2 protein-coding genes (1 of these 2 running past the window's edge) are annotated in these 22,972 nt (G+C 66.1%); both read left to right on the top strand.

Going from position 1 to position 22,972, the window contains the following annotated elements; all coding sequences use genetic code 11:
- A protein-coding gene (locus tag NLM25_RS32435) for an amino acid adenylation domain-containing protein (RefSeq protein ID WP_375167854.1) crosses the window boundary here: on the top strand, positions 1-6,537 show its 3' portion. It extends 39 nt beyond the left edge of the window; 6,537 of the gene's 6,576 nt are visible here — the last part of the coding sequence; its start codon lies beyond the left edge, outside the window; it ends in the stop codon at positions 6,535-6,537.
- On the top strand, positions 6,530-22,972 hold the full coding sequence (locus NLM25_RS32430) for a non-ribosomal peptide synthase/polyketide synthase (RefSeq protein ID WP_254139740.1): 16,443 nt from the start codon (positions 6,530-6,532) through the stop codon (positions 22,970-22,972). The genes NLM25_RS32435 and NLM25_RS32430 overlap by 8 nt, the downstream gene beginning before the upstream one ends.

Raw genomic sequence — 22,972 nt, 5'->3', positions numbered from 1 at the left:
CTGGATCCCGCGCAGATGAGAAAGCTCGTCTCGCTCGCCAGAGACCGCGGCCGGAACGCCGACAGGAGCGGTGCCACCGCGATTCCTGTGGTGGCGCGCGACGGATCACTCGAGATGTCCTTTGCGCAGCAGCGGCTTTGGCTGTTGGCGCAACTCGATGGTGCCAATTCGAGCTATCACATTCGCGGAGCATTGCGGCTCTCGGGTGTGCTCGATGTCGAGGCGCTGCGTCGGAGCATCGACCGTTTGTTCGCGCGCCACGAAGCGCTGCGCAGCGTCTTTCGCATGATCGACGAACAGCCGCACGTGATGCTGCTGCCCGCGCATGAACGCGTGCCGCTGCTCGAACACGATCTGCGCGGCCGGGACGATCGCGAGCAGGAGCTCGCGCGCCTCTGCCGCGAGGAGGCTGCGATGCCGTTCGATCTCGCCGCGGGACCGTTGATCCGCGGCCGGCTGATCCGGACGGAGGAGCGGGAACATCTCTTCCTGCTCACCCAGCATCACATCGTCTCCGACGGCTGGTCGATCGGTGTGATCATACGCGAGCTGGGTGGTCTCTACCGGGCCTTCGTCGCCGGCAAGGACGATTTCCTGCCGCCATTGGCAATCCAGTATCCCGACTATGCCGCCTGGCAGCGGCAATGGCTTCGCGGCGAGCGATTGCAGCGGCAGGTTGACTATTGGCGGGAGGCGCTCGCGGATGCCCCGGCCATGCTCGAATTGCCGACGGATCGGCCGCGTCCGCCGGTCAGGTCGCTCGCAGGCGCATCTCTGCCGATCGATATCGATGCGGAGTTGGTATCCGGCATCCGGCGGCTGGGCCAATCGCTCGGCGCCAGCTCATTCATGACGGTGCTGGCGGCCTGGGCGGCGGTGCTATCAAGGCTCTCCGGGCAGACGGACATCGTGATCGGTACGCCGACCGCAAATCGAAACAGACCCGAGATCGAGGGCCTGATCGGGTTCTTCGTCAACATGCTGGCCGTCCGCATCGATCTCTCGGCTGGGCCCAGCGTCGCCGAACTGCTCCGTCGCGTGCGCGCCGCGGCGCTGGCCGCGCAGGATCATCAGGATCTGCCGTTCGAGCAGGTCGTCGAGATCGCCCAGCCGCTGCGAGGGCTGGAGCAGACGCCGGTCTTTCAAGTCGTGTTCGCCTGGCAGAGCAACGAAACGGGGGCCCTCGAGCTGCCCGGCCTCAAGGCCGAGGTCGCCGATATCCCGCTCCAGCAGGTCAAGTTCGATCTCGAGCTTGGTCTGGGCGAGCTGGACGGACGTATCGTCGGGTCCTTGAACTATGCGACGGCGCTGTTTGACGAGACGACGATCAGGCGCCACCGGGACTACCTGTTGGTCCTGCTGCGGGCCATGGTTGCTGATGCGGACCAGGCGGTCGAGCGGATCGATATCGTTGGTGCGGAAGAGCGCAACCGCGTTCTCGATACATGGAACGAGACCGCAGCACCGGTTCCCTCCGAGCGCTGCATTCATGAATTGTTTGCGGAGCAGATGAGAAGAACGCCGGAGGCCGTCGCCCTGGTGCACGAGGGCGTTTGCCTGAACTATGGCGACCTCGATGCCAGGGCGAGCCGGCTTGCGCGGCGCATGATGGCCTTGGGTGTGGTGCCGGATCAGCCCGTCGCAATCTGTCTGCCGCGCGGTATTGCCATGGTGGTGAGCCTGCTGGCCGTGCTGAAGGCGGGCGGTGCCTATCTGCCGCTCGATCCCGCCTATCCAGCGGAGCGGCTGCGTCAGATTGTCGATGATGCCAAGCCGAAGGTGCTGATCGCTGACGAAGCGAGAAGAGCGATTTTCCTGGATGGGACCTGTGAGATCGTCGATCCGGAGGCGAATGCATCCGCCGTCACGGCGCAGGCGACACCGGATCCAAGCGACCTCGTCCAGGGACTGACCTCGCGAAACCTCGCTTACATTATCTATACGTCCGGCTCGACCGGCCGGCCGAAGGGGGTGATGGTCGAGCACCGTGGCCTGGTGAATCTGGCGCTGGCGCAACGGGCGCTATTTGACGTCAATTCGCACAGCCGCGTCGTGCAGTTTGCCTCGTTCAGCTTCGATGCCAGCATCTGGGAAATCGTCATGGCGCTGTGCTCGGGCGCCGCGCTGTTTCTGGCGGGCTCGCGAGAGCATCAGAACACTTCGGAATTGCTCGGCTTCCTTGCGGACAACGAGATTACGCATGCGACCTTGCCGCCGGCGATGCTGCACGGGCGGACCGATCTCGACCGACTTGCCTCTCTGCGGGTTCTTGTCCTTGCCGGTGAATTGCCCAGGGCCGAGCTGATCAAGGGATTGCCTGCTGGCGTCGCCGTCTTCAACGGTTACGGGCCGACGGAAGCAACGGTCTGCGCCACGAGCTGGCTGCGGCCTCCGGGCTTCGATGGCGACGCTGCTCCGATCGGTCGACCGCTGCCAAATGCGCGGATCTATCTTCTGGATCGGTTCGGCGTGCCCGTTCCTCTCGGCGCGGTGGGTGAAATCTGGATCGGTGGAGCCGGAGTTGCGCGCGGCTATCTCAACCGCGCCGACCTGACGGCGGAGCGCTTCGTGCGCGATCCCTTCCACCGCGATGCTGCCGCGCGCATGTATCGCACCGGCGATCTCGGGCGCTACTTGCCCGATGGCAATATCGCGTTTCTCGGCCGCAACGACCATCAGGTCAAGATCCGCGGCTTCCGCATCGAGCTCGGTGAGATCGAGTTTCGTCTCAACGAGCACGCCGACGTGGCCGACTCCATCGCGCTGGTGCACCGGCATCCCGGCGGCGACTCGCGACTGGTCGCTTATGTGGCCGCGCGTCGCGGGGACGGTGCGGGGCTCAACGCCGGTGAATTTGCCTGCGCGATGCGCGATCACCTGCGTGCGCGCCTGCCGGACTACATGGTGCCGTCAGCCTTTGTGCGCCTCGATGCACTGCCGCTCACGCCGAACGGCAAGATCGACCGCAAGGCGCTGCCGGCGCCGGAGGACGATGCGTACGGGCGGCGCCGCTTCGAGCCACCGCGAGGCGATGTTGAGCAGATCGTCGCGAACGTCTGGGCCGAGCTGTTGCGCGTCGATCGGATCGGACGCACCGACCACTTCTTTGAGCTCGGTGGCCACTCGTTGCTTGCGGTCCGGATGCTGGAGCGGTTGCAGCGGCATGCACTCAGTGCGGACGCGCGCACGCTGTTCGCAAAGCCGGTGCTGGCCGATTTTGCTGCTGGCCTCGATGGCGGCAGAGAAGCCGACGTTCCAGCTAACCAGATCACGCGGCAGGCGACGGCAATCACGCCCGAATTGTTGCCGCTGATCGCGCTAACGCAATACGACATCGACACCATCGTGGCCGGAGTTCCCGGCGGTGTCGCTAACATCCAGGACATTTACGGCCTGTCGCCGCTCCAGGATGGTATCCTCTTTCACCATCTGCTGTCGAAGGAGGGAGATCCATATCTGCTGGTCGGCAGGATGGCATTTGCCAGCCGCGATCTGCTCGATCGCTATCTCGACGCGGTTCAGCAGGTGGTGAGCCGCCACGACATTCTGCGAACGTCCATTGTGTGGAATGGACTGTCCACGCCGGCGCAGGTGGTCTGGCGGCAGGCTCCCTTGGTTGTCAGCGAGGTCGTGCTGGATGGCGAAGGCCCCGCCGATGAGCAACTCGCGCGACGATTCGATCCGCGTTTCCATCGGATCGATCTCGGCCAGCCGCCGCTGCTGCGATTTGCAGTCGCTGCCGATCCTGACCGAGGGCGCTGGCTGCTCCTGGTCCTGCTGCATCACCTGATCGGCGACCACTCCACACTGGAGGTGATGCACGACGAGGTCGGGAAGATCTTGTCCGGGCGGAGCCACGAGTTGCCGCCGCCATATCCGTTCCGGAATCTGGTGGCGCAGGCGCGCGGATCGGCGGCCACCGCCGAGCATGAGCGCTTCTTCCATGGCATGCTCGCCGGCATCGACGAGCCGACGACGCCGTTTGGGCTGGACCGGGTGCACGGCGACGGTGGCGGCGTGACCGAAGCCCGGCGGATACTACCTGAACAACTGAGCGCAAGGCTTCGTGCCCAGGCGCGGCGGTTGGGCGTCAGCCTCGCCAGCCTTTGCCATCTTGCCTGGGGACAGGTGGTGGCGCGAACCAGCGGGCGCGAGCACGTCGTGTTCGGGACCGTCCTGTTCGGTCGCATGCAGGCCGGTGCCGGCGGCGATCGCACCATGGGCTTGTTCATCAACACCTTGCCGCTGCGGCTCGATCTCGATGATACGGCGGTCGAAGACAGTGTTCGTGATGCGCATAATAGGCTGACCGAGCTGATGGCGCACGAGCACGCCTCTTTGGCGCTTGCGCAACGATGCAGCGGCGTCGCGGCGTCGGCGCCTCTGTTCAGCTCGATTCTGAACTATCGGCATAATGCAATGCCGGTTGATTTGACCGCCGACAGTGGTGGCTCCGGTATCGAATGGCTCGGAGGCGAAGAGCGCACCAATTACCCCCTGATGCTGGCCGTCGAGGATTATGGTCAGGCACTTGGTCTGACCGCTCAGGTCGTCCCTCCGCTCTCGGCTGATCGTATCTGCGCGTTGATGCAGCAGGCACTCGATCAATTGGCGGAGGTGCTGGAACATGCGCCGCGCACGCCGGTCCGACAACTCGACATTCTGCCTCCCGAGGAGCGCCAGCTTTTGCTGGAGACGTGGAATCGGACGCAGGCGCAATATCTGGAATTGGGGTCGTTCGTCGCGCAATTTGAGGCGCAGGTCCGGAAGTCACCCGAAGCGATAGCGCTGGTGGTCGGCGAGACGGAGCTGAGTTACGCCGCGCTGAACGCGCGTGCCAACCGGCTGGCGCGGCGATTGCGGGATCACGGCGTCGGGACCGACGTCGTGGTCGGGCTGGCGCTCGACCGGGGCGTCGAGATGCTGGTTGCTCTGGTGGCCGTGTTGAAGGCCGGCGGGGCCTATCTGCCGCTCGATCCGGATTACCCGCCGGAACGGCTGGCGCACATGCTGCGCGACAGCGGCGCAGCGCTGGTGCTGACGCAGAAGGAATTGCGCGATCAGTTCGCCGCGGTGCTGGAGGAGACCGGCGCCGAGGCCTGGCTGCTCGACGGGCAGGACGGCGAGGGTGGCGATGCCGGCAATCTCGATGTCGCCGTTCACGCCGAGAGCCTCGCCTATGTGATCTACACTTCCGGTTCGACCGGCCTGCCGAAGGGCGTGATGGTCCGCCACCACGCGGTGACCAATTTCATGGCGACCATGGCGGAGCAGCCCGGCATGACGGCCGCCGACCGCGTGCTCGGCTTGACCTCGCTGTCCTTCGACATCGCGGTCCTGGAGCTGTGGCTGCCGCTGACGATCGGCGCCTGCGTGGTGCTGGCGGATCGTGCGGCGGCGCAGGATCCGGTCAAGCTCAAGGCGATCGTGGAGCGGCACGGCGTATCCTTGATCCAGGCAACGCCATCGACCTGGCGGATGCTGCTCGATCAGGAAGGTCGCTCGCTGCCGGCAAGCTGCCGGGTGCTGTGCGGCGGCGAGGCGCTGCCGCCGGATCTGGCGCGGCGGCTGGTGGGGCAGGCCGGCGAGGTCTGGAACCTGTACGGTCCGACCGAGACCACGGTGTGGTCGGCCCGTCACCGGCTCGATAAGGCGAACGATCGTCCGCTGCTGGGCGGCCCGATCGGTAACACCACGCTGCACATTCTCGACGGCGATCTCAACCTGGCGCCGGTCGGCGTTGCCGGCGAGCTCTATATCGGCGGAGCGGGGCTGGCGCGCGGCTATTGGCGGCGCGGCGGGCTGACGGCGGAGCGCTTCATCCCCGATCCGTTCGGTCCAGCGGGCGCGCGGCTGTACCGCACCGGCGACGTGGCGCGGTGGCGACCCGACGGCGTGCTCGACTATGTCGGCCGCGCCGACCACCAGGTGAAGATCCGCGGCTTCCGCATCGAGCTCGGCGAGATCGAGGCGCAGCTTCTGGGGCAGCAAGGTGTGCGCGCGGCCGTGGTGGTGGCGCGCGAGGCCGGCACCGGCCGCCAGCTGGTCGGCTATGTCAGCGGCGAAGCGTTGGATGGGGCCGCGCTCAAGGCGGCCTTGTCCGCGGTGCTGCCGGACTACATGGTCCCGGCGCGGATCGCGGTGCTGGATCGCCTGCCGCTGACGCCGAATGGCAAGATCGACCGCAAGGCGCTGCCGGCGCCGGATCAGCTCGCGGCGTCCGTCGAGCATGTCGCGCCGCGCACGCCGGCCGAGGCGGCGCTGGCCGCGATCTGGGCCGATCTGCTGCGCCAGCCCAAAGTCGGCGTCACCGACAATTTCTTCGAGCTCGGCGGCGATTCCCTGATCGCCGTCCAGCTCGTCAGCCGCATCAAGCGCGATCTCGGCCACGATCTGCCGCTCAACCGTCTGTTCGAAATGACGACTGTTGAAACCATGGCGGCTGGGCTGGGCCTGGAGGGCGAAACCGATAAGCGGAGCGGCGACATTGCCGCGATGCTCGATATGTTGAAGGAAGTCGAACTGTCCGATGAGTGACACGGCAACCACGCAAAAGCAGCAGCTGCGCGACGTCTCACGGCGGCTCATGCGCCTCGATGCCGGCAAGCAGCACGCATTCCTGTCGCAGCTCGCAGCGAAGGGCGTCAATCTCGCCATGCTGCCGATCGTGCACCAGGAGCGGAAGCGGGCGCCGCTGTCCTTTGCACAATCTCGCCTCTGGTTTCTTTGGCGGATGGATCCGGGCAGCGCCGCCTACAACATCTCGGCGACGGTGCGCGTGCGCGGCACGCTGCAACCGCGCGCCTTGCAACAGGCGTTCGATGCACTGGTCGCCCGCCATAGTGCGCTTCGCACCGTGTTTCGGCAGGAAGGCGAGATAGCCGAACAATTCATAGGGGAGCCGCAACCGGTCGCGGTGCGCTATGTGACCTTCAACGGCGATGACCGCGAAGCGCAGGCGCGTTCGCTGGCGCGGCAGGAAGCCTCGCTGCCGTTCGATCTCGAAGCCGGCCCGCTCATGCGCGTGGCGTTGCTGACGCTGGACGAGGGCGACCACATCCTCGTCGTGAGCCTGCACCATATCGTCACCGACGGCTGGTCGATGGGCGTTCTGGTCGACGAATTCTGGAAGCTGTACGCGGCATTTGCATGCGGCGAAACACCGGTCCTGCCGGAGCCAGAGATCGACTATGCCGACTACGCCGAGTGGCAGCGGCTCTGGATGAGCGCGGTCGACGGCACGCGGCAGGCCGACTACTGGACCAAGCGCCTTGCCGATCCGGCCGTGCTCCAGCTGCCGATCGACCGGGCGCGGCCGGCGGTCCCGGATCTTGCCGGGTCGGCACGCCGCATCCCGCTCGATCCGGTGCTGGCCGATGGCTTGCGCGCTCTGGCGCGGCGACACCGCACGACGCTGTTCGTCGTCTTGCTGGCGAGCTTCAAACTGCTGCTCTATCGCTACACCGGTCAATCCGATATCAACATCGGCGTGCCCGTGGCCAATCGGCACCGCGATGAAACGCGCGGGTTGATCGGCTTGTTCGTCAACACCCAGGTGCTTCGCACGCAGATCGACGGCCGCATTGGGATCGCGGACCTCATCGCGGCGGTCCATGCGGCCACGATCGAGGCACAGGAAAACCAGGATCTTCCGTTCGAGCGACTGCTCGAGATCCACCAGCCCGCGCGCAGCCTGAGCCAGAATCCGCTCTTCCAGGTCCTCTACAATCACCAGCGCCGTCGGGCGTCAGGCCATCCGCCGGATCGCACCAGCCTCCAGATCGAGACGATCGACGCCGACGTCGATACGGTCAAGTTCGACCTCGCGCTCGACACCGACGAGGGGCCGTCGGGCGAAATTCGCGCGATCTTCACTTATGCGACGGCGCTGTTCGAGGCAGCGACGATCGAGCGCCTTGCCGCGCACTGGACTACGATCCTGAAGGCGATGGTCACTGACGACACGCAATCCATCGCCGATGTGGCGCTGCTCTCCGAACAGGAGCTGGAGAGGCTGCGCCAATGGAACGATGCGGATGGTGGAACGACAAGCACACCGTTCACGCCGGTGCACCGGACGGTCGCACGGCTGGCGGCCGAAACGCCCGCCGCGCCGGCGCTGGTCTTCGGCGATGATGAAATCACCTATGCCGAGCTCAACCGTCGCGCCAATCGGCTCGCGCACTATCTGTTGCGGCTGGGCGTCAGGCATTCCGATCTCGTCGGCGTCTCGGCACGACGCTCGCCGTATCTCGTTGTGGCCCTGCTCGCCATTTTGAAGACGGGTGCCGCCTATCTGCCGCTCGATCCCGAGCATCCCGTGAGGCGGCAGGTCGGCACCATGCGCGATGCCGGTGCGCGTGTCGTGCTGGTTGACGCGGATGGCTCGGCACTGGCGCCGCCGCCACCCGGCATCGAGGTCGTCCCGCTCGATGCGATCGACCTCGCCCGGGAGAGCGAAAGCGATTCGGAGATCGCGGTGGCCGCGACCAGCCTTGCCTATGTGATCTACACTTCCGGCTCCACCGGCATCCCCAAGGGTGTCGCGGTCGAGCACGGTCCGTTCGCGATGCATTGCGAGGTGACGGCCAGGCTCTACGACATGGACCGGCAGTCGCGCGAGCTGCACTTCCTGTCCTTCACCTTCGATGGTGCCCATGAGCGGCTCTGGACCGCGCTGACCTGCGGTGCAACGCTCGTGATGCGCGATGCCGATTTGTGGTCGGCGGAGCAGACCATCGATGTTCTGCGTCGGCAGCGCGTCACCAACGCCGGATTTCCGCCCGCCTACCTGCAACAGCTCGCCGACTTCGCGATGTGGCGTGGCGATCCGCCACCGGTGGAGCTCTACTCGTTCGGCGGCGAGGCGATGCCCAAGGCAGGCTTCGACAAGGTCAAGCGTGCGCTCAGGCCGCGGACATTGATCAACGGTTACGGCCCGACCGAAACCGTGGTGACGCCGCTGGTCTGGAAAGTCGATGCCAGCGAGGAGATCGATGGCAATTACGCGCCGATCGGTCGTCCGGTCGGCCGTCGTTCGGCCTACATTCTGGACAGTGATCTCAACATCGTTCCGGTCGGCGTGACCGGCGAGCTGTTCATCGGCGGCGAGGGACTGGCGCGCGGTTATTGGCGGCGCGCCGAGCTCACGGCCGCGCGCTTCGTTCCCGATCCCTTTGGTGTGCCGGGGGCTCGGCTCTATCGTACTGGCGATCTGGCGCGATGGCGCGCCGACGACGTGATCGAATATGTCGGCCGCTCCGATCACCAGGTGAAGATCCGCGGCTTCCGGATCGAGCTCGGCGAAATCGAGGCATGGCTGATGCGGCAGTCCGGCGTGCAGTCGGCCGTCGTCATCGCCCGCGAAGCCGGCGTCGGCCGGCAATTGGTCGGCTATGTTGCCGGCGATGGTCTGTTCGACGAAACGGCGATGCGTGCGGCACTCTCGGACGAACTGCCCGACTACATGGTGCCGGCCCGGATCGTCAGGCTCGAGCGGCTGCCGCTTACGGCGCACGGCAAGGTGGATCGCGACGCCCTGCCAGCGCCCGAGACACCCACCGCAACCGCCGCACATGTCGCGCCGCGCTCGGCGGCCGAGACGGTGCTCGCCGCGATCTGGGCCGAGCTGCTCGGCCAGCCCGTCATCGGTGTCGAGGACAATTTCTTCGAGCTCGGTGGCGATTCCATCATCTCATTGCAACTGGTTGGCCGCGCCCGCCAGGCGGGCCTGCTGATCGAGCCGCGAGACGTCTTTCGACATCAGACCTTGCAGGATCTGGCGCGCGTGGCGCGCAGCGAAGGCAGGGCGGAAGATGTCGCCCCAGAGCTCGATATCGAGGGCCGCGAGCATCCGCTGCTGCCGATCCAGTTGCGGTTCTTTGGCGAGGATGCGGGGGACCGCCATCATTGGAACCAGGCGGTTCTGTTGATGCCGAAGTCGCGGCTCGATTGGAGACTTGTCGAACGCACGGTCGATGCCCTTGTGGCTCATCACGCGGCTTTGCGCCTATGCTTCGAGGAGATGGATGGCGTCTGGCGTGCGACCCATGGCTCGCCGCTGGCGACATCGGAGCTGCTCTGGATTCGCAGCGACGTCTGCGACGCTGTCGCGGTCACGAAAGTTGCTTCTGAAGCTCAGGCCAGCCTCTCGCTGGCCGGACCGCTGCTGCGTGTGGTCGGTATGGACCTTGCGGACGGCAGCCAGCGGCTTCTGGTGGTGGTGCATCATCTCGTCATTGATGGCGTGTCATGGCGTGTGCTGCTCGAAGATTTTGCGACGGCGTACAATCAGCTCCGCCAAGGTGCGGCCGCGGTCGCACTGGCGAGGAGCGAGCCCTATGCATCTTGGGGCGCGCGGTTGCACGCCTATGGCGGTGCCGATGAGCTGGCGGCCGAGCTCGGCTATTGGCTGGAACGTCAATCACGTGCCGAGTTTCCCTGCGACGATGATCATGGCAGCGTTGACAGGGTTGCCGACGGTGAGGAAATTCTGCTGGCATTCGACGCGGGATTGACCGCGCGGCTGCTGAAGGAAGCGCCATCCGCTTATCGCACTCAGGTCAATGATCTCCTGCTGGCCGCGCTTGCGCGAGCGGTCTCGCGCTGGAGCGGAATTGAGGATGTCGTCGTCGAGCTCGAAGGGCATGGTCGCGAGGACATCTTCGCGGGCGTGGACGTGTCCCGCACCATTGGCTGGTTCACCACGGCTTTTCCGGTGCGCCTGCCGGGCGGCTCCGGTGACGCCGCCGCGCTGATCAAATCCGTCAAGGAGGAGCTTCGCGCCGTTCCCAACCGCGGGCTGGGTTACGGCGTCCTGCGCCATCTCGGCACCGAGGTGCAGCGTAGCGCGCTGGAGGCGCTTCCCGAGCCGCGCATCGTCTTCAACTATCTCGGCCAGTTCGATTCCAGCATGGGTGAGGGCGCGCCGTTCCGGCTCGCGCCAGAGAGCTCCGGACCGTCGCGCAGCGACAGCGCGCCGCTTGGTCGCTGGGTGAGCATCAACGGCCAAGTCGGCGAAGGGCAATTGCGCCTGTCGTTCAGCTATGGCCGCCGGCGTTACCGGCGGACAACGATCGAACGTCTCGCGGAGCATTACGCTGCGGCCTTGCGCGAGCTGGTCGACCACTGCACGGGTGGCGCGCGCGGCGTGACGCCTTCGGACTTCGCGTTGTCGGACCTGAACCAGGGTGATCTCGACGCGCTGGTCGCGACGATCGACTGCCGTGAGATCGAGGATATCTATCCGTTGTCGCCGATGCAGCAGGGCATGCTGTTCCACGCTCTGAGTGATGGCGAGAGCGGCAACTACGTCAATCAGATCGGCCTGGAGGTCCGCGGCCTCGATGCTGGCAGGCTGCGCGCAGCCTGGCACGAGGTCAGCGCGCGGCACGCCGTGTTGCGAACCGGATTTGCTTGGCGCGAACTGTCGGGGGCGGCGCAGCAGGTGGTCTATCGCTCTGCGAATCTGCCATTTGAGGAAGAAGACTGGCGCGCGCAGGCCGCCTCCATGGACGACGAAGAGCTCCGGGCCGCGCTGGCACGCGTCTCGCGAGCTGATCGCGACCAAGCATTCGACTTGGCGCGCGCGCCGCTGCAGCGGGTGCGGCTGATCCGGCTCGACGACGCACGCCACTGGCTGATCTGGACGCATCACCATATCCTGCTCGACGGTTGGAGCGCGGCACGTCTGATGGCCGAGATCTTGCAGCACGAGCGCGGCGAGCGCTTGCCGTCCGTAACGGGCCGCTATCGCGACTACATCGAGTGGCTGCAAAAGCAAGACCGCAATGTGTCGACGGCGTTCTGGCGCTCCGCATTGGCAGAATTGGAGGAGCCCAGTTTTCTCGCAGACACGCTGGGAGGACCGGCCAGGAGGGGAGCGTCTGGCCACGGCTCGCTGGACCTGCTCCTCGCGGCCGACCTGACGGCAAGCCTGCAAGCATTTGCCAGGCGGGAGCGCGTCACGCTGAACACGCTGGTGCAAGGCGCGTGGGCGCGGCTGCTGCGTCGTCACACCGGCCAACGCGCGGTCTGTTTCGGCGCGACGGTATCGGGCCGGCCGGCCGAGATCAGCGGAGCCGAGGACATGGTCGGCTTGTTTATCAACACGCTGCCCGTCGTCGAACAGACAAGCCCGCAAGCCGAAGTCGGAGCATGGCTGCGTGACCTCCAGGCGCGTAACACGGATTTGCGCGATCACGGCTGGATGCCGCTCTATGATATTCAGCGTCTTGCCGGCAGCTCCGGGCGCGCGCTGTTCGACAATATCCTCGTGTTCGAGAACTACCCGATCGATCAGGCGCTGCGAGGCGAGAACGAAAGCGGACGCCAGTTCGGCCGGGTCGAGCAGATCTCGATCACCAATTATGCGCTGACAGTCGCGGTGTTCGCCAAGTCGGAGGGCATCAATCTGGGTTTTCGCTACGACCGCGGTCGCTTCGATGACGACCAGATCAGGTATCTGCAAGCCTCGCTGTCGCGGCTGCTGGCCCGGATCGTGGCTGACGCGTCGCGGCCGCTTGGCGCACTCGACAGCCTCGATGCGGACGAGATGCGGAAGGTGCTCGGCTGGACTGGCAGCGTCGAGAGGACGCCGAAGCTTGGCGACAGCATCGTCGCGCAGATCGAGGCCCGTGCTGCGGCCTCGCCATCGTCGATCGCATTGGTTTTCGGTGACCAACAGATCAGCTATGGCGAACTGAATGCACGCGCCAATCGGCTGGCGTGGCGGCTGCGAGACCACGGGATCGGTCGTGACCGGCTGGTCGGAATAGCGATCGAGCGCAGCGTCGAGCTGATCGTCGGCGTCCTCGCCGTGTTGAAGGCCGGCGGCGTCTATTTGCCGCTCGATCCTGACTATCCGTCCGATCGCCTCCTTCACATGCTGGGCGACAGTGGAACAGCCCTGTTGCTCACCCAGGAACGGCTGCTCCCGCGTCTGGAGGCAGTGATCGCGGATGCGGGCACTGAGGCCTGGTCCATCGATGGAGAGAACGTATCTGGCATCGAGGGGCTCGCCGGCAATCTAGATGCGTCACTTCATCCGGACAGCCTGGCCTATGTCATGTACACGTCGGGGTCGACCGGTGTGCCCAAGGGCGTCGCCTGCTCGCATCGCGCGCTCGCGGCTCGGCTCGGCTGGATGCAAGCGGAATATCGCCTCGATGTCGATGAGACCTTGCTGCACAAGACACCGTTCAGCTTCGACGTCTCGGTCTGGGAGATTCTGTGGCCGCTGGTGATCGGCGCGCGGCTTGCGATCGCGGCTCCGGGGACGCATCGCGAGCCGCGGCTTCTGGTGGACGCCGTCATCGCGCACGACGTGACGACGCTGCATTTCGTGCCGCAGATGCTCGAGCATTTTGTGACCGAGCCCGGCGCGACACGCTGCACCTCGCTCAAGCGCCTGTTTGCCGGAGGCGAGGCGCTGTCGCTCGAACTGATGACGCGCGTGCTTGCGGCGTTCCCCAATGTACGGTTCGACAATCGCTACGGTCCGACCGAAGCGCTGATCAACGCCACCTACTGGAACTGTCGTGACGAGGGTGCCGCGCGCGTGCCGATCGGACGGCCCATTCCCGGCGTGACGATTCGTATTCTCGACACCGATCTGAACATGGTTCCGGCGGGCGTCACCGGCGAGTTGTTCATAGGTGGGGCTGGATTGGCGCGGGGCTATTGGCGGCGCGAAAAGCTGTCGGCGGAGCGCTTCATTCCCGATCCCTTCGGCGAGACCGGCGAGCGGCTCTATCGGTCGGGAGATCTGGCGCGCTGGCGCGCCGATGGCGCGATCGACTATGTCGGGCGCGGGGATCACCAGATCAAGATTCGCGGCTTCCGCATCGAGCTCGGCGAGATCGAGGCGCGGCTGCTCGAGCAGCCCGGCGTTCGCTCGGCAGTCGTGGTGGCGCGCGAGGTCGGCGCCGGCCGCCAGCTCGTTGGCTACGTCAGCGGCACGCGTGAATTGGAAGAGGCAACGCTGCGGACGGCGCTCTCGGCCGTCTTGCCCGATTACATGGTGCCGCCGAGAATCGCGGTGCTGGAGCGGCTGCCCCTGATGCCGAGCGGCAAGGTGGATCGCCATGCGCTGCCGGCTCCCGACGTGGCCCATGGGGATGCGGAGCATCAGGCGCCACGCACGCCGGCCGAGATGGCCTTTGCGGCGATCTGGGCCGTGCTGCTCGGCCGGTCGGCCGTTAGCCTCACCGACAATTTTTTCGAGCTCGGCGGCGATTCGATCATCTCGCTCCAGATGGTGAGCCGCGCCCGGCGCGCCGGATATCTGATCGAGCCCCGCGACGTCTTTCAGCATCAGACGCTGGAAGCGCTGGCGCTCACGGCTCGAACCGAGCAGCGCACCGGGACGCTCGCCGATCAGGGGCAGGTCAGCGGCCCGCATCCGCTGTTGCCGATTCAGTCCCGCTTCTTTGCCGAAGACACAGGACATCGCGATCACTGGAACCAGGCGGTGCTGTTGCAGCCGAAGGATCGCCTCGACTGGGACGTGATGCGGCGCGCGCTCGCCGCCGTGATCGATCATCATGACGCGCTGCGCCTTCGCTTCGAGGAGAGCCAGGGGGGCTGGCGTGCCGAGCACGGTGCTGCTCCGGCCGCGGACGCGCTGCTCTGGGTCCGGCGGGCGGTTGACCGCGAGGCCGTGACGGCACTGGCGTCGTCGGCGCAGGAAAGCCTGTCGATTTCCAGCGGATTGCTGTTGCGGGCGGTCGGCATCGATCTCTCCGACGGCAGCCAGCGATTCTTGATCGTGATCCACCATCTGGTGGTCGACGGTGTGTCATGGCGAATTCTGCTAGACGACGTCGCTTCTGCGTACACGCAGCTTGCCAGAGGCGACACCACAGTTGCACTTCCGCCGAAGAGCCACGCCTACGCGCTGTGGGGACAGCGCTTGCGAGCCTACGCAACGTTGCCCGAACTGGCGACGGAACTGTCCTATTGGATCGGCCGCGGTGCGAATGCGGATATTCCATGCGATGACGATCATGTGGGCATCGATCGCATTGCGGATGCCGATGAGGTCCTGCTGTCGTTCGAAAGCGAATGGACGCAGCGCCTGCTGAGGGATGCGCCGTCAGCCTATCGCACGCAGATCAATGATCTTCTTCTTGCTGGCCTTGCACGCGCCGTCTGGCGGTGGAGCGGGCAGGATGACGTTCTCATCGAGCTGGAAGGTCATGGCCGCGAGCACCTGTCCGGCGATCTTGACCTCTCGCGCACGGTTGGCTGGTTCACGACGGCCTTTCCCGTGCGGCTGGCTGGCGGCTCGCAAGAGTCCTCGCTCTTGATCAAGACCGTGAAGGAGGAGCTTCGCGGGATTCCCGACCGCGGGCTGGGTTATGGTGTCTTGCGGCATCTCGGCTCCGAAGAGCAACGCATGGCGCTGTCGAACCTCAGTGAGCCGAAGATTGCCTTCAACTATCTCGGCCAGATCGACGGCGGTGACGATGAGGCCGCGCTGTTTACGATGGCAGCGGAAAGCGCCGGTCCGTCGCGCGATGCATCGAGCGTGCTACGACGCTGGCTGAGCGTGAACGGCACGGTGCGCGATGGCCGGTTGCGGCTGTCGTTCGGCTTCGGTCGCAAGCGCTATCGGCGCGAGACGGTCGAGCGACTGGCCGCGTTGTACGAGGCTGCACTGCGCGAGCTGGTCGAACACTGCACCGGCGGCGCCTGCGGCCTGACGCCATCAGACGTGGCGTTGTCGGGACTCGATCAGGTCGAGCTCGACAGGCTTGCGCTCGACTGGCGCGAGATCGAGGACATCTATCCATTGTCGCCGATGCAGCAGGGCATGTTGTTCCACGCGATGCACGACGGCGAGAGCGGGGTCTACGTCAATCAGGTCGCCGCGGAGATCCACGGCCTTGATGCCGGAAAGCTACACCGCGCCTGGCAGGCGGCCAGCGATCGCCATGCGGTGCTGCGGACGGGATTCGTCTGGCGTGACCTGTCCGGCGCGTCGCAACAGATCGTCTATCGGCGGGCCGAGGTGCCCTTTACCGAGGACGATTGGCGGACGCGGATTGTGGGGTGGGACCAGGCCCAACTAGACGCGGCGCTGGCGGACGTCTCGCGGCAGGAGCAGGCCGCAGGATTCGACCTGTCACGGCCGCCCTTGCAGCGGGTCCGGCTGATCCGGCTCGGCGAAGACCGGCATTGGCTGATCTGGACGCACCATCACATCCTGCTCGACGGGTGGAGCTCGGCGCGGTTGATCGCCGAGGTGATGCAGCACAACGGCGAGGGACGTCTGCCGGCGTTGCAGCACCGCTATCGCGACTACATCGCGTGGCTGAAGGACCGTGATGGCGCCGCATCGGCGGCGTTCTGGCGCAACGCGACGGCTGGGCTGGACGAGCCGAGTTTCCTGGCGGGCGGCTTGGCTGAACCAACGGGCGCGGAATCATCCGGCCACGGCATGCTTGCGCTGGAGCTGGATCCTGCCGTGACCGGACGGTTGCAGGAATTTGCGGTGCGCGAGCGCATCACGATGAATACGCTGGTGCAGGCGGCATGGGCGCAGTTGCTGCGGCAGCATACCGGGCAGGGCAGGGTTTGCTTCGGTGTCACCGTGTCGGGCAGGCCGCCGGAGCTCGCCGGCGCTGAAGAGATGGTCGGCTTGTTCATCAACACGTTGCCGGTCGTCGACGACGTCAGCCCGCAGCAGACTGTCGGGGCATGGCTGCGCGAGTTGCAGGATTGCAATCTGGCCCTGCGCGAATTCGGCTCGACGCCGCTCTACGAAATCCAGCGCCTGGCAGGACGCCCCGGACGGCCGCTGTTCGACAGCATCCTGGTGTTCGAGAATTACCCGGTTGACCACGCACTGATCGGAAAGAACCGGCAGATCCAGGTGGGTGAGACCCGGATCGTCGAGACCAGCAATTATCCGCTGTTCGCAAGTGTCGGCGTCGATGAGCGTCTGCGTCTCGTCTTCAACTATCAGCGCGCGCATTTTGATGAGGCGCAGATCGCGCGGCTACAGCGCGCCTTTGTGCGGCTGATCGAAGCACTGAGCATCGATGCCAATCGACCGGTCGGCGCGATTGCGGCCTGCGATCCCACGGATGACGTCCTCCTCGCACGGGCGAACGACACGCGACGAGACCAGCTGCGCAAGGGAATCGTCGCGCAATTTGAGGCGCAGGTCCGGAAGTCACCCGAAGCGATAGCGCTGGTGGTCGGCGAGACGGAGCTGAGTTACGCCGCGCTGAACGCGCGTGCCAACCGGCTGGCGCGGCGATTGCGGGATCACGGCGTCGGGACCGACGTCGTGGTCGGGCTGGCGCTCGACCGGGGCGTCGAGATGCTGGTTGCTCTGGTGGCCGTGTTGAAGGCCGGCGGGGCCTATCTGCCGCTCGATCCGGATTACCCGCCGGAACGGCTGGCGCACATGCTGCGCGACAGCGGCGCAGCGCTGGTGCTGACGCAGAAGGAATTGCGCGATCAGTTCGCCGCGGTGCTGGAGGAGACCGGCGCCGAGGCCTGGCTGCTCGACGGGCAGGACGGCGAGGGTGGCGATGCCGGCAATCTCGATGTCGCCGTTCACGCCGAGAGCCTCGCCTATGTGATCTACACTTCCGGTTCGACCGGCCTGCCGAAGGGCGTGATGGTCCGCCACCACGCGGTGACCAATTTCATGGCGACCATGGCGGAGCAGCCCGGCATGACGGCCGCCGACCGCGTGCTCGGCTTGACCTCGCTGTCCTTCGACATCGCGGTCCTGGAGCTGTGGCTGCCGCTGACGATCGGCGCCTGCGTGGTGCTGGCGGATCGTGCGGCGGCGCAGGATCCGGTCAAGCTCAAGGCGATCGTGGAGCGGCACGGCGTATCCTTGATCCAGGCAACGCCATCGACCTGGCGGATGCTGCTCGATCAGGAAGGTCGCTCGCTGCCGGCAAGCTGCCGGGTGCTGTGCGGCGGCGAGGCGCTGCCGCCGGATCTGGCGCGGCGGCTGGTGGGGCAGGCCGGCGAGGTCTGGAACCTGTACGGTCCGACCGAGACCACGGTGTGGTCGGCCCGTCACCGGCTCGATAAGGCGAACGATCGTCCGCTGCTGGGCGGCCCGATCGGTAACACCACGCTGCACATTCTCGACGGCGATCTCAACCTGGCGCCGGTCGGCGTTGCCGGCGAGCTCTATATCGGCGGAGCGGGGCTGGCGCGCGGCTATTGGCGGCGCGGCGGGCTGACGGCGGAGCGCTTCATCCCCGATCCGTTCGGTCCAGCGGGCGCGCGGCTGTACCGCACCGGCGACGTGGCGCGGTGGCGACCCGACGGCGTGCTCGACTATGTCGGCCGCGCCGACCACCAGGTGAAGATCCGCGGCTTCCGCATCGAGCTCGGCGAGATCGAGGCGCAGCTTCTGGGGCAGCAAGGTGTGCGCGCGGCCGTGGTGGTGGCGCGCGAGGCCGGCACCGGCCGCCAGCTGGTCGGCTATGTCAGCGGCGAAGCGTTGGATGGGGCCGCGCTCAAGGCGGCCTTGTCCGCGGTGCTGCCGGACTACATGGTCCCGGCGCGGATCGCGGTGCTGGATCGCCTGCCGCTGACGCCGAATGGCAAGATCGACCGCAAGGCGCTGCCGGCGCCGGATCAGCTCGCGGCGTCCGTCGAGCATGTCGCGCCGCGCACGCCGGCCGAGGCGGCGCTGGCCGCGATCTGGGCCGATCTGCTGCGCCAGCCCAAAGTCGGCGTCACCGACAATTTCTTCGAGCTCGGCGGCGATTCGATCATCTCGCTGCAAATGGTGAGCCGCGCGCGGCGCGAAGGCGTGCTCATCGAGCCGCGCGATGTCTTCCGGCATCAGACCATCGAAACACTGGCGGCGGCGTCCCGCGATGTCGGCCCTGGCAAGGACGACGCGACCTCACAACGTGGCTCGCTCTCGGGGCTGTCCGGCGAGCAGCTCGAGCGGCTCGGTCTGGACTTGAGCCGCATCGAGGACGTCTATCCGTTGTCGCCGATGCAGCAGGGCATGCTGTTTCATAGCCTGCGCGATGCCGGCAGCGGCGTCTATGTCAACCAGGTCAGCGTCGAGATCCGGGGCCTCGATCCGGGACGCCTCGACACGGCATGGCGTGAGGTGAGCGCGCGTCATCAGATGCTACGAACCGGCTTCTTGTGGCGCGAGCTCTCCGGCTCTCCACTGCAAGCCGTCTATCGCGACATCGTCGTGCCGTTCGAGCAGGACGACTGGCGCGGGCAGGAGATCGGCGACGAACGGATTGCCGCTGCCCTTGCCGAGGAGCGCGCCGCCGAGTTCGATCTTCAGGCACCGCCACTACAGCGGGTGCGGCTGCTGCGGCTGCAGGACGACCTATATCGGCTGATCTGGACCTATCATCACATCCTGATGGACGGCTGGAGTTCAGCCAGGTTCGTCGGAGAAGTCCTGGAGTGCTATTACGGCGGCACGCCTACGGCGAACGCGACGCGCTACCGCGACTACATCGCCTGGCTGCTGGCGCAGGATGCCAAGGCAGCCGAAGCTTTCTGGCGTGAGCAGCTCAAGAGCTTCGACCAGCCGACGCAGCTGGCCGACGCCTTCGGCGCGCGCCGCCATCAGGTATCCGGCCACGAACGCTGCTACACGCGTCTCGGAGAGACGGCGACCGCGGAGCTGAAGGCGTTCGCGCGCCGCGAGCGGATCACGTTGAACACCATCGTCCAGGGCGTGTGGGCGCTGCTGCTACAGCGTTATACGGGCCAGAACACCGTGACCTTCGGTGTGACGGTGGCCGGTCGTCCGGCCAGTCTCGACGGATCGCAGCAGATGCTCGGGCTCTTCATCAATACGCTGCCCGTGATCGAAACGCTTCCGTCCGCCAGCTCTATCGGAGAATGGCTGCGCGCGCTGCAGGACCGCAATTCGGCGATCCGGGATTACGAGCATACACCGCTCTATGACATCCAGGGCTGGGCCGGCCGCGCCGGTCAGACGATGTTCGACAGCATCATCGTCTTCGAGAACTATCCGATCGAACGCAGCATGCATCGCGGCGCGGGCGCATTGCAGTTCAGCGACCTGCGGAATGTTGACGTGACGAACTACCCGATGGACCTGTCGGTGCTGGTCGAAGACACGCTTCAAGTCGAATACACCTATATGCCGAGCCATTTCACCGGGGCGCAGGCCACGCAGATCAAGGCGCAGTTCGAGCATTTGCTGGCGGCGCTGACGCGGGACGCCACGGCTCTGCTTGGCGGCATCGATCCCGTCACGAACGCCGACGCTGCGCTTGCCGAACGCTGCAATCGTAACGCCACGTCAAGTGCTCCGCTGCCGCTGGTGCACGAGGCGATCAGCGGCCACGCGCAGCGTCATCCGGGGCGGACGGCCCTGACCATCGGCGGCACAGTGCTCTCGTTCGGAGAGCTTGAGCGCCGGGCCAATCGTCTGGCCCATCACCTGATCGCCCGCGGGCTCAAACCCGAGCAGCGCGTCGGCGTCGTGGTCGAGCGATCTGAGATCACGATGATCGCGTTGCTGGCTGTGCTCAAGGCAGGCGGGGCTTACGTTCCGCTTGATCCTGAGCTGCCATCCGAGCGGCATGCATTCGTCATGCGCGATGCCGCAATCGCGTTCCTGTTGACGGGACGGCTCGAGATCGGGGGCAGCCCGGATGGTGTGGAAAGGATCGCGCTGTCCACGTTCGATTTCGACGCGGGACCCGGCCATCCGCCGCAACCCGAGTTGCATCCTGAAAACCTGGCCTATCTGATCTACACTTCGGGTTCGACGGGGACGCCGAAGGGCGTCGCCGTCGCCCATGGGCCGCTGGCGATGCACTGTCACGTCACCGGGAGCCTCTACGAGATCGACGAAAGCTCCTGCGAACTGCACTTCCTGTCGCTGGCCTTCGACGGCGCCCATGAGCGTTGGCTGACGGTCCTGTCGCATGGCGCGCGGCTGTTGATGCGTGACGCCGAATTGTGGACGCCAGAGCAGACCGTCGAAAACCTGCACGCCCATCGCGTCAGCCATATCGGATTGCCGCCGGCCTATCTCCAGCAGGTCGCGGAGCACGTCGAGCAGAGCGGCAACCCGCCGCCGGTCAAGCTCTACTCGTTCGGCGGCGAGGCGATGCCGAAGGCGGGCTTCGACAAGGTCAGGCGCGTTCTCAAGCCGCGCATCCTGATCAATGGTTATGGCCCGACCGAAACCGTCGTCACACCCCTGGTCTGGAAGGTTGACGGCGCGTCCGAATGCGACACGCCATATGCGCCGATCGGCGTTCCGGTCGGTGACCGCCGCGCCTACATTCTCGATGGCGCGCTCGACATCATTCCCGCCGGTGTCGCAGGCGAGCTCTATCTCGGAGGCTTCGGGCTGGCGCGCGGTTATCACGGCAAGGCCGGCATGACCGCGGAGCGCTTCGTGCCTGACCCGTTCTCGGCGGTGCCGGGCGCCCGGCTGTACCGCACCGGCGACCTGGCGCGATGGCGCGAAGACGGCATCGTCGAATATCTCGGCCGCAGCGACGACCAGGTCAAGGTCAACGGCTTCCGGATCGAGCTCGGAGAGATCCAGACGTCGCTGCTTCGTCACGAGGCGATCGCACAAGCCGCGGTTGTGGCAGTGCCGGGCGCAGCCGGAAATCAGCTCATTGCCTATGTCGCGCCGAAGGCGGCAGGCGGCGCCACGCCCGATGCAGCCGCGAGCCTGGTCGAGCGTTTGATCGCCTTCCTGAAGCAGATCCTGCCGGCCTATATGGTGCCGGCGCGGATCATGGTGCTGGAGCGACTGCCGACATTGTCGAGCGGCAAGATCGACCGCCGTGCGTTGCCGGCTCCCGACGCGTCGCTGCGAAGCTTCGTCGCGCCGCGAGGCCCGGCAGAGATCGCGATGGCCCGCCTGTGGTCCGAAATTCTGAAAGTGCCGGAGGTCGGGGTCACCGACAATTTCTTCGAGCTGGGCGGCAATTCGATTCTGTGCCTCAAGGTCGTGGCGCGGCTCCGTCAGGACAAGACGTTCGGAATCGAGATCAAGCTGCGCGATCTGCTTCAGAAGCCGACGATCCGTGCGCTGCTCGCCGGCAACGCCACCGCGGCGTCCGCCGTTGCGGCGGCGCCATCGGCGTTGCTGCCGCTGAATGCCGTGGTTCGCGGCCTCAATCCGGTGTTCTGCGTGCATGGCGGCTTCGGCACGGTCTTCGATTATGGGCCGCTGGCGCGCCGCCTCGAAGGACACCGCCAGGTGATCGGGCTGCAGTCGAGAATGCTGGTCGACAGTTCGTGGACCGACAGCTCGCTCGAAGCGATGGTGATGGACTATGCGACCGAGATCCGGCGGATGCAGCCGCGGGGCCCCTACAGCCTGGTCGGCTGGTCGCTGGGAGGGCTTCTGGCCAGCCTCGTCGCAGCCGATCTCGAACGCGGCGGCGAGCGCGTCGATCGTCTTGCGATGGTCGACAGCTTCGTGCCGCGGCAGCGGGATGGATCGAGCCGGCAAGAGACGATGTCCCACTGGGTCGATGATCTCGCCGGATTGCTGTCGGCGGTTCTTCCGAACGCGGCGGCCTTTCGCATCGATGCGCAGGTCGAGGCAGCGAAACGCGCTGACCTGCGGGAGACGCCGGAGAACATCCGCGATCTGGTGGCGACTGTTCTGGAGCAGGGCCGGAGGGTGCAGGCCGACGACGCGTTGCTCGGCGCAGACGACCTGTCCGCCGCCTTCGCGGTCGGACGGCATCTCAACAGGCTGGCGCAGAACGCCACGCTGCCGCGCGGCCTCGAAGCCACGCCGCTCTGCTGGTGGACGTCGGTCCGCGTGGCGCAGCGCGATCGGCTGGAACTGCAACTGCCGACGGCCATCGATCGCGGTGTCGCAGGCGACAACCATTTCACAATTCTGAAGGATATCGGCCTGCTCGATGAGATCTGCGGCCTGCTCGTGCCGGCGGCGGCGTCGACGATCGCGCAGGATACGGTTACTGAACCGGCGGAGTGA

The organism is Bradyrhizobium sp. CCGB01 (assembly GCF_024199795.1).
Taxonomy (GTDB): Bacteria; Pseudomonadota; Alphaproteobacteria; order Rhizobiales; family Xanthobacteraceae; genus Bradyrhizobium.
Note: the sequence above shows the minus strand (reverse complement) of the source record. Positions and strands in the feature narration are given on the sequence as shown.

Coding starts and splice junctions, on each gene's coding strand:
- NLM25_RS32430 (WP_254139740.1), top strand. CDS start 6,530: ATGAGTGACACGGCAACCACGCAAAAGCAGCAGCTGCGCGACGTCTCA.